Raw genomic sequence first — 9,203 nt, forward strand, 5'->3', positions numbered from 1 at the left:
GCGCCCGGGTCCGACGCGGCTCAGACCGCGGCGGCCTCGACGAGGCGGATCCCCGCGCGGTCGACGGCGAAGCGGTGCACGGACCCGTTGGCCAGCACATCACCGTCGCCGGGCAGCGTGCCGCCCGAGGCGTGCATGAGCAGCGCGCGGATCACACCGCCGTGGGTGGCGACCAGGATCGTCTCCGCACGGGGCGCCGAACGGCGGCGGGCGGCGAGGTCGATGCGGCCGATCGAGTCCAGCGCCCGCTCGGTGACGCGGTCGAGCGTCTCGCCGCCGGGGACCTCGGCCTGCCAGTCGCCGTAGCGCTCGAGGTAGTCCCCGACGAGCATGCCCTCCGCCTCGCCGAACTCGCGCTCGCGCATGCCGACGGCGGTGAGCGGAGCAGGTCGCCCGAGCGCATCGGCGATGATCTCCGCGGTCTGGAAGGCGCGGCGCAGCGGGCTCGCGTAGACGTGGTGGATCGTCTCACCGGCGAGCTCGGCGGCTGCCGCCCGCGCCTGTGCGCGGCCGGTCTCGTTGAGCGGGATGTCGGTGGACCCCTGGATGCGGCGCTCCAGGTTCCAGTCGGTCTGGCCGTGGCGGACGAGGGTGATGAGGGTCACGTGAGCAGCTCCTGGAGGGCGGGGAGGACGTCGCTCGTGGAAGCGGCGACCGTGGCCGACGCCCAGGCGTCGGCGCGGGTGGGTTCGAGGTTGACGATGACGAGCGGGATCTCCCGGCGGCGGGCGCGCTCGACGATGCGCAGGCCGGAGTTCACGACGAGCGAGGACCCGGCCACGACGAGCGCGTCGCCGGAGCGCAGCAGCGACTCCGCGGTCGCGAACCGCTCGGAGGGGATGAACTCGCCGAAGAAGACGACGTCCGGCTTGAGCCGGCCCTCGCACACGGTGCACACCGGGAGGGCGAAGCCGTCGGTGGTCTCGGGGCGAACGTCACCGTCGGGGCCGAGCAGCACCTCGTCCGGCACGTCGAGCCAGGGGTTGCGGGCGTCGATCTGCGCGGCGACCGCGTCGCGGGAGAAGCTCTGCCCGCAGCGCAGGCACCCCACGACGCGCATCGTGCCGTGCAGCTCGACGACGCGCGCGGATCCGGCGCCGAGGTGCAGTCCGTCGACGTTCTGCGTGATCACGCCGGCGGACCGGCCCGCCCGCTCGAGGTCCGCGATGGCCCGGTGGCCGGGGTTGGGCGCGGCCGTGCGGAAGGAGCGCCAGCCGAGGTGGCCGCCGAGCCAGTACCGCCGCTGCGCCTGCTCCGAGCCGAGGAAGGTCTGCACGGTCATCGGCGCGCGGCGCGGTGCGGATCCGGTTCCGCGGTACGCGGGGATCCCGGAATCGGTGGACAGGCCCGCCCCGGTGAGGAAGGCGATCGTGCGTCCGGCGAGGTGTTCGGCCGCCGCCTCGATCTGCGCGCGCAACGGCGGCGTGATGCTGCTGTTCAACCGGACCTCCCGGCCTTCGAGTCTACGGGCGCCGGATGGGGCGGGGCTGGGTGCGGGACGGGCCGCGCAGGCCTGGAAGAGTGGATCCGTGCACGAGATCCCCCTCCACGATCCGAGCGATCCCCGCCTCGACGACTACAGCGACCTCACCGACACCGCGCTGCGCACCCGGCGCGAGGTCGCGGGCGGCCTGTACATCGCCGAGTCGCTCAAGGTGATCGAACGCGCGGTCGGCGCCGGTCACCGTCCGCGCTCGGTGCTCACGCAGGAGCGCTGGCTGCCCGGGATCCGCGCCCTCCTCGCCGGGACCGGCACACCCGTGTATGTCGCGCCCGACACCGTGGTCGAGGCCGTCGCGGGCTTCCCCGTGCACCGCGGCGCGATGGCCGCCATGCACCGCCCGGCGGAGCCGTCCGTCGCCGAGGTGGTCGCGGGTGCGCGGACCGTGCTGATCCTGGAGGGGCTGATCGAGCACGCGAACGTCGGATCCGGGTTCCGGGCGGCCGCCGCTCTGGGGGCGGACGCCGTGCTCGTGTCGGCGCGGTGCGCGGATCCGCTCTACCGCCGCAGCGTCCGCGTGAGCATGGGAACGGTGTTCCAGGTGCCGTGGACCCGGTTCGCCGACTGGACGACGCTGAGCGCGGCCTTGCGAGACGAGCGGATCACGGTGGCGGCGCTCGCTCTGCGCGACGACGCGACGACCCTGGACGCGTTCGCCGCCACCCGTCCCGACCGTGTGGCGCTGGCCTTCGGATCCGAGGGGCCGGGGCTGACCGCCGAGGCGCTCGACGCGGCGGACGCCGTCGTCACGATCCCGATGGCGGGCGGCGTCGACTCGCTGAACGTCGGATCGACGGTGGCCGTCGCGCTGTGGGCGCTGCAGCACCCGCCCGCCTCGGCCTGAACATCAGTCCTCGGGCAGGATCACCGGCAGCGGCTCGGGGCGCTTCGCCTCGACGTCGTCGCCGGACGACTGGTGCCGCAACCGGCGGAGCACCCACGGCACGAGGTGGGCGCGCGCCCACACCAGATCCTCGTTGCGTGCCTCGCGCCAGGTGCGCGGCGGGAGCGGATCCGGCTGCATCTCCTGCAGGTCGTTCGGGACGTTCAGCGCGCGCAGCACCATCCGGGCGACCTCGTGGTGGCCGAGCGGGTTCATGTGCAGGCGGTCGTCCGCGAAGAACCGGGTGTCCTGGATGACCTTGAGCCCCCACTGGTCCGCGACGATGCAGTCGTGCCGCTCGGCGATCGACCGCACGTTCTCGTTGTAGATGGCCACCTTGCCGCGGAACGGGCGGAACACCGGCGTGAAGTTCGTGTCGATGCCGGTGATGAGCACGATCGCCGCCCCGGTGCGGTCCAGACGCGTGACCATGTCGTCGAGCTGCGCCGCGATCTCGTCCGGGTCGGTGCCCGGCCGGATGACGTCGTTGCCGCCCGCGCACAGCGTGATCAGGTCGGGGTTCAGCGCGATCGCCGGTGCGATCTGCTCGTCGGCGATCTGCGCGATGAGCTTGCCCCGCACGGCGAGGTTCGCGTAGGCGAAGTCGTCGCTCTGCGCCGCGAGGACCTCGGCCACCCGGTCGGCCCAGCCGCGGTGCCCGCCTGGCGCGGACGGCTCGGGATCCCCGATCCCCTCGGTGAACGAGTCGCCCAGGGCGACGTAGCGGCGCCACGGGTGCGGCGTGTCGTTGGGGACGTACGGCGTGCGCGGTTCGCGACCGGTCATGACCCTCCTCCGTGGGTGCGGGAGCGTGCGATGCCGGCCGGGTCGGCGCGGCACCGGATCCGACACTACTCGCGCCGGGCGACAGTGCTCAGCGGGCGTCCCCGTTCGAGCAGGTCTGCTGCGCCGCGGTGCTCCCGCGGACGTTCTGGGAGAGCGGGACGGCCGACTCGGTCGGCGCGGGCGTGGCGGACGGAGCCGCGGACGCGGCCGCCGCGGACGGGTCGGGCGTCGTGGCCGGCGTCGACGGCTGCACGGTGACCCCGTCGTTCACCGTGTTCTTATGCGTGATCTGCACGGGCTGGTTGGCGGCGAGCGCGTCCCACAGCGTCTTCGAGGAGGAGACGTCCGGGATGACCCTGTTCGGGTTGTCCGGGTCGGTGAGGTTCGGGTACTGGATGAACGTGATGTCGGCGGGCTTCACGTCCTTGACGGCGAGGGCGAGCTGCACGATCGTCATCGGGTCGGCGAGCGTGGTGCTCGCCTCCAGGTTGCTCAACGCGATGTTCGCGATCTTCAGCACGGTCGGCACGTTCGAGAGCACCTTGCCGCTGGAGAGCTGGCGGGCGAGGCTGCCCAGGTACTGCTGCTGGTTGCCGATCCGCGCGAGGTCGCTGCCGCTGACCAGGCCGTGCCGGGTGCGGAGGAACTGCAGCGCCTGCAGGCCCTGGATCGTGTGGGTGCCGGCGCTCATGTCGAGCCCGGTGTACGGATCCTTGATGGGCGTGGCCAGGCACACCTGGACCCCGCCGATCGCGTTCGTGATGTCGATGACGGTGCCGAAGTTCACCGCGGCGGCGAAGTCGATCTGCTGGCCCCCGGAGAGGGCGCTCACGGTCTTCGCGACGCAGGAGAGCCCGCCCTCGTCGTAGGTGGTGTTGATCTGCACCCCGCGCTGCGCGGAGACCTGGTGACCGCTCTTCGACGTGCATGACGGGACCGGGACGATCATGTCGCGCGGGTAGCTGATGACGGTGATCCGCCGCGGGTTGGTCGAGACGTGCATGAGCACCGTGACGTCGTTGTTGACGCTCTCCGCGTCCGGGCCGTCGCAGCGCCCGGGGAACAGGTACGAGTACTTCGGCTCGCACGCGTCGATGCCGACGACGAGCAGGTTGAACCCGTTCTTGTACGCCGCGATGTCCGGGGCCTTGGCCGGCGCGCCCTCGAGCTGCACGGCGTTGTGCGCGACGGCGGAGGACAGGTCGGTGAGCACGTAGCCGACCACGCCGATCCCGCTCACCAGCACCACAGCGAGGCCGATGCCGATCATGCGGAGCAGCTGCGTCCAGGCCCTCGGACCGCGCACGCGGCTGTGCTGCGCGATCGGGCGTGCGGCGGATTCTCGGCTCACGGGACTTCCTTCGGGGCGGGGCGCTCCCCGACGGAAGGCCTTCCCGACTTTAGCCCGATCCGCCTTGCATAAGCTGTGTCGAATCCGTATGCCGACTGTGACCGGATCCGGATCCGACGCGCGCGGGAATGTCCCCGGCCTCGTCTATCGTGGAATCCCATGCTCTCCCCGTCCTTCCCCCAACGTGCCCCGTGGGGAACCGCGGACCGGCTGAGGGCGTGGCAGCGCGAGGCGCTGGAGGAGTACTTCCGGATCCCGGATCGCCGGGACTTCCTCGTCGCGGCGACGCCGGGGGCCGGCAAGACGACCTTCGCGCTCACCCTCGCGGTCGAACTGCTGCGCACGAACGAGATCGACCGGGTCATCGTCGTCGCGCCCACCGAGCACCTGAAGACGCAGTGGGCCGACGCGGCCGCACGGGTGCACATCCGACTCGATCCGCGGTTCCGGAACAGCCACTGGGCGCCGTCCCGGCAGTACCACGGGGTCGTCGTGACCTACGCGCAGGTGGCGGCGAAGTCCTCCGTGCACCGGCACCTCACCGAGGGTGCGCGCACGCTGGTGATCCTGGACGAGGTCCACCATGGCGGCGATGCGCTGAGCTGGGGCGACGCGATCCGCGACGCCTACGGGCCGGCGAAGCGACGTCTGCTGCTGTCGGGTACGCCGTTCCGCAGCGATACCGCGCCGATCCCGTTCGTGGAGTACCTGCCGGACGAGTCGGGCGCCCGGGTGTCCAGCACCGACTACGCATACGGCTACGGCCGGGCGCTGCAGGACGGCGTGGTCCGTCCGGTGCTGTTCCACATGTACGCGGGCAAGATGCGCTGGCGCACGAGTGCCGGCGACGAGCTCGAGGCGCACCTCGGTCAGGACAACACGAAGGACGTCACCTCGCAGGCCTGGCGCACGGCGCTGGATCCGGAGGGGGAGTGGATGCCGGCGGTCCTCTCCGCGGCCGAACGCAGGCTCACCGAGATCCGCCATCACGTGCCGGACGCGGGAGGGCTCGTTCTCGCGACGGACCAGACCGTGGCGCGCGCGTACGCGAAGATCCTGCACTCGCTGACCGGGCAGCGGCCCACGGTCGTGCTCTCCGACGACGCGACGGCGTCGGAGCGGATCGAGAAGTTTAGCGCATCGAACGACCGCTGGATGGTCGCGGTGCGCATGGTGTCCGAAGGCGTCGACGTGCCACGGCTCGCGGTCGGCGTCTACGCCACCTCCTCGTCGACGCCGCTCTTCTTCGCGCAGGCGATCGGCCGTTTCGTGCGGGCCCGGCGGCGCGGCGAGGCGGCGAGCGTGTTCGTCCCCAATGTGCCGGTGCTGATGAAGCTCGCCAACGAGCTCGAGAAGCAGCGCGACCACGCGCTGGACCGCCAGTCCAAGGACGATGACGGCCTCGACGACTCGCTCCTGGAGAGCGCGAACCGCGAGGAGGAGGCGTCCGACGCGCTCACCCAGGAGTTCAGCTATCAGGCGATCTCGTCGCTGGCGCACTTCGACCGCGTCGTGTTCGACGGCAAGGAGTTCGGCCAGCTCGCCGAGCCCGGCACGCCCGAGGAGGAGGAGTTCATCGGATTGCCGGGCCTGCTCGAGCCGGAGCACGTGCACGAGCTGCTCATGCAGCGCCAGTCCCGGCAGTCGCGGCTGCGGGAAGCCCGTGAGGCGGCGACCCCGGCGCAGACGACGACCCTGCCCGAGCCGCTGCACCGCACCCTCCGCGAGCAGCGGCAGCTGCTGAACAGCCTCGTCGGGCTGTACGCGCGGCAGACCGGGGAGCAGCACGGGGCCGTGCACGCCGAGCTACGCCGGCTGTGCGGCGGTCCCGCCGTGGCGCAGGCCACGGTGACGCAGCTGCAGTCGCGGATCGACCTGCTCCGCCGCCGCGTGCGGTCCTGACGGCCCTCCTCGGCCCCCGAGCCTCTCGGTCCCTGAGCCTGTCGAAGGGACGCCGTGCTCCGCGCGCGCCGACGCGCCCGGCATCGGGTGCTTCGGATCCCCGAAATGCTGTCAATCCCCGTCCTGACGCGGGTCCGAGCGGCGGGCGTGGGTAGCGTTGAACGGTTGCCCCGACTCAGAAGGACACCGATGCACACCCCCGATCCCGTCCCTGCCGCGCCCACCGCCGCCGACCGCAAGCGATGGACCCGCTACCTCGTCGAGGAGCGCGCCGAGGCGCACGTCTACCAGCAGCTCGCCGAGCGCAAGAACGGCGAGGAGCGCGAGATCCTCCTCGAGCTCGCCGCCGCCGAGGGGCGCCACGAGGCGCACTGGCTGGAGCTGCTCGGCGGGGAGCCCGCACACCTGCCCCGTCCGGGGTTCCGCACCCGCATGCTGGGCTGGATGGCCGGCCGGTTCGGCTCGATCTTCGTGCTCGCGCTCGCCCAGAACGCGGAGGCGCGCTCCCCGTACGACGAGGAGGTGTACGCCACGCCGGCGATGCGGGCCGACGAGAAGGTGCATTTCGAGGTCGTCCGCGGCCTCGCCGCGCGCGGCAGGCGCCGACTGTCCGGATCGTTCCGCGCGGCGGTCTTCGGCGCGAACGACGGCCTTGTCAGCAACCTCGCCCTGATCCTCGGCATCGGCGCGACGGGCGTGGGCAGCGGTGTGGTGCTGTTCAGCGGTTTCGCGGGCCTGCTCGCCGGAGCGCTCTCGATGGGCGCGGGCGAGTTCGTCTCGGTCCGCTCGCAGCGGGAGCTTCTCCAGGCCACGGAGGACAACGGACCGGGCGACGCCGCCGCGAGCGACCTCGACATCGACGAGAACGAGCTGGCGCTGGTCTACCGTGCCCGCGGCATGGACTCGGACGAGTCCCTGGATCGCGCGCGCCGTGTCGTGAGCGCGGCGAAGGCCGGCATGGCCATGCAGACCGGCCCGCTTCGCGTCCCCGCGTCGGACGACGACGAGCACGAGATCGTCGGCAGCGCGTGGTCCGCCGCGATCTCGAGCTTCCTGCTGTTCGCGTCCGGCGCGATCGTGCCGGTGCTGCCGTGGATCTTCGGCATGCAGGGCAACGCCGCGGTGCTCGTGGCGCTGCTGCTCGTCGGCATCGCGCTGCTCAGCACCGGAGCGACCGTGGGGGTGCTGTCCGGCGGCCCGCCCCTGCGCCGCGGCCTCCGCCAGCTCGTGATCGGCTTCGGCGCGGCCGCCGTCACCTATCTGCTCGGGCTCCTGTTCCACGTCGGCGTCGGCTGACCGTCGGGTCCGGCGGGCCGGGCTCACGGCTGCGCCGGCCCGCCGGACGACGCCGGCTCCGGCGTCGACGGGACTCTGCGCTGACGGTCCGGTCCGCACCGGAGTCGTGACCGCCGCGAAACGGAGAAGGCCCGGATCTTCCGATCCGGGCCTTCTCGTTACCGTGCGCGAGGGGGTGTCTGGGTTCAGGACATCGTGAACGGCTGTCTCGGGACATCGTGAACGGCCCGCGCGTGTGGCGGCGGATGTCTCAGGACATCGTGAACGGTGGCCAAGTACGAAGTGCTGATCAAAGCCGTCACCGTCCAGAAGCTGTCCTACGGCGAGGTCGCCCGCCGTTACGGGGTCTCCAAGACCCTCGTGCATAAGCTGCACCACCGGTGGCTCGAGGAAGGAGACGGCGCGTTCGAGCCGAGATCGCGGCGCCCGCACGCCAGCCCGAACCGCACCGCCCCCACCGTGCGGGAGCGGATCCTCGCCCTGCGCGATCAGCTCGCCGCCGCTGGACTGGACAACGGCGCGGACACGATCGCGGAACTGCTCGCCCGGGAACGGGTCACCGTCTCCCGGGCAACGGTCTGGCGGATCCTCACCGCGGCCGGCCGGGTCAGCCCGCAGCCGCAGAAGCGGCCCCGCTCGTCCTGGCGCCGGTTCACCGCGGACCGCCCCAACGAGCTCTGGCAATCCGACTTCACCCACGTGACCCTCACCACCGGGCAAGAGGTCGAGGTCATCGGCTGGCTCGATGACCACTCCCGCTACCTGCTGCACCTGACCGCGCACCGCCGCGTCACCGGCCGCACCGTGACCGACACGTTCACCACCACCGCGACCGAACACGGCTACCCGGCCGCCACACTGACCGACAACGGCATGGTCTACACCACCCGCCTCGCCCGCGGCGGCCGAGGCCGCGGCGACGGCGGCGGGAACGGATTCGAGACCCTGCTCGCCACCCTGGGCATCACCCAGAAGAACGGGAAGCCGTTCAAACCCACCACGCAAGGCAAGATCGAAAGGTTCTGGCAGACGCTGAAGAAGCACCTCGCCACCCGACCAGCTCGGTCCCTGCTCGAGCTGCAGGCCACCCTCGACGCGTTCCGCGACCACTACAACCACGCCCGCCCACACCGCGCCATCGGCCGTCACACCCCCGCGTTCGCCTACCAGCTGATCCCGAAAGCGACCCCGACCGCGCCCGAGGACCCCGGCATCTGGCGCGTCCGCTACGACACCATCGACAACGACGGGAAGATCACCCTCCGCCACACCGGCCGCCTCTTGCACCTCGGCATCGGCAGAGCACACACCCGCGTCGAGATCATCTGCCTCGTCCACAACGACAACGCCACGATCATCGCCACGGCCACCGGCGAAATCCTCGCCGACTTCACCCTCGACCCCACCCGCAGCTACCAACGCAAAAACGGATGAACCCCCGAAACCGGGGGTTCATCCGTTCACGATGTCCTGAGACATCACAA

The 9,203-nt window shown here is 71.7% G+C and carries 8 protein-coding genes; 4 read left to right on the forward strand and 4 right to left on the reverse strand.

Features of this window, described 5'->3' with window-relative positions:
* Positions 1-20: 20 nt before the first annotated feature.
* Both RBR11_RS05440 and RBR11_RS05445 read right to left on the reverse strand, forming a co-directional pair.
* Positions 21-605, reverse strand: coding sequence for a histidine phosphatase family protein (locus tag RBR11_RS05440; protein ID WP_308488281.1), 585 nt, complete (start codon positions 603-605; stop codon positions 21-23).
* Positions 602-1,441, reverse strand: coding sequence for a Sir2 family NAD-dependent protein deacetylase (locus tag RBR11_RS05445; RefSeq protein WP_308488282.1), 840 nt, complete (start codon positions 1,439-1,441; stop codon positions 602-604). The genes RBR11_RS05440 and RBR11_RS05445 overlap by 4 nt, the downstream gene beginning before the upstream one ends.
* An 88-nt stretch (positions 1,442-1,529) precedes the next feature.
* Here RBR11_RS05445 and RBR11_RS05450 point away from each other — a divergent pair, with 88 nt between their 5' ends.
* A complete protein-coding gene (locus RBR11_RS05450) occupies positions 1,530-2,345 on the forward strand; it encodes a TrmH family RNA methyltransferase (protein WP_308488283.1) in 816 nt (271 codons plus the stop codon).
* Positions 2,346-2,348: 3 nt separating this feature from the next.
* On the opposite strand, the gene RBR11_RS05455 is transcribed toward RBR11_RS05450, so the two are convergent.
* Positions 2,349-3,170 (reverse strand): SGNH/GDSL hydrolase family protein, encoded by an 822-nt coding sequence (locus RBR11_RS05455; protein ID WP_308488284.1) that lies wholly within the window; start codon positions 3,168-3,170, stop codon positions 2,349-2,351.
* Between the two features lie 88 nt (positions 3,171-3,258).
* The gene (locus tag RBR11_RS05460; protein ID WP_308488285.1) at positions 3,259-4,521 is read right to left on the reverse strand and encodes an LCP family protein; all 1,263 of its coding nucleotides are present in this window, start codon (positions 4,519-4,521) and stop codon (positions 3,259-3,261) included.
* A 159-nt stretch (positions 4,522-4,680) separates the two neighbouring features.
* Here RBR11_RS05460 and RBR11_RS05465 point away from each other — a divergent pair, with 159 nt between their 5' ends.
* From RBR11_RS05465 to RBR11_RS05475, 3 genes are all read left to right on the forward strand, one after another.
* Entirely contained in the window at positions 4,681-6,423 is a 1,743-nt protein-coding gene (locus RBR11_RS05465) for a DEAD/DEAH box helicase (protein ID WP_308488286.1), read from the forward strand.
* A gap of 189 nt (positions 6,424-6,612) precedes the next feature.
* Positions 6,613-7,719, forward strand: a complete 1,107-nt coding sequence (locus RBR11_RS05470) for a VIT1/CCC1 transporter family protein (protein ID WP_308488287.1) — start codon at positions 6,613-6,615, stop codon at positions 7,717-7,719.
* Between the two features lie 267 nt (positions 7,720-7,986).
* Positions 7,987-9,153: an IS481 family transposase gene (locus RBR11_RS05475; RefSeq protein ID WP_308487778.1), complete on the forward strand. Its 1,167-nt coding sequence runs from the start codon at positions 7,987-7,989 to the stop codon at positions 9,151-9,153.
* The last annotated feature ends 50 nt before the right edge of the window (positions 9,154-9,203 follow it).

The organism is Microbacterium capsulatum (assembly GCF_030865425.1).
Classification (GTDB): domain Bacteria; phylum Actinomycetota; class Actinomycetes; order Actinomycetales; family Microbacteriaceae; genus Microbacterium; species Microbacterium capsulatum.

Excerpts from the sequence above, each read along its gene's own strand:
- RBR11_RS05470 (WP_308488287.1), top strand. The coding sequence starts at position 6,613 with ATGCACACCCCCGATCCCGTCCCTGCCGCGCCCACCGCCGCCGACCGC.
- RBR11_RS05455 (WP_308488284.1), bottom strand. The coding sequence starts at position 3,170 with ATGACCGGTCGCGAACCGCGCACGCCGTACGTCCCCAACGACACGCCG.
- RBR11_RS05465 (WP_308488286.1), top strand. The coding sequence starts at position 4,681 with ATGCTCTCCCCGTCCTTCCCCCAACGTGCCCCGTGGGGAACCGCGGAC.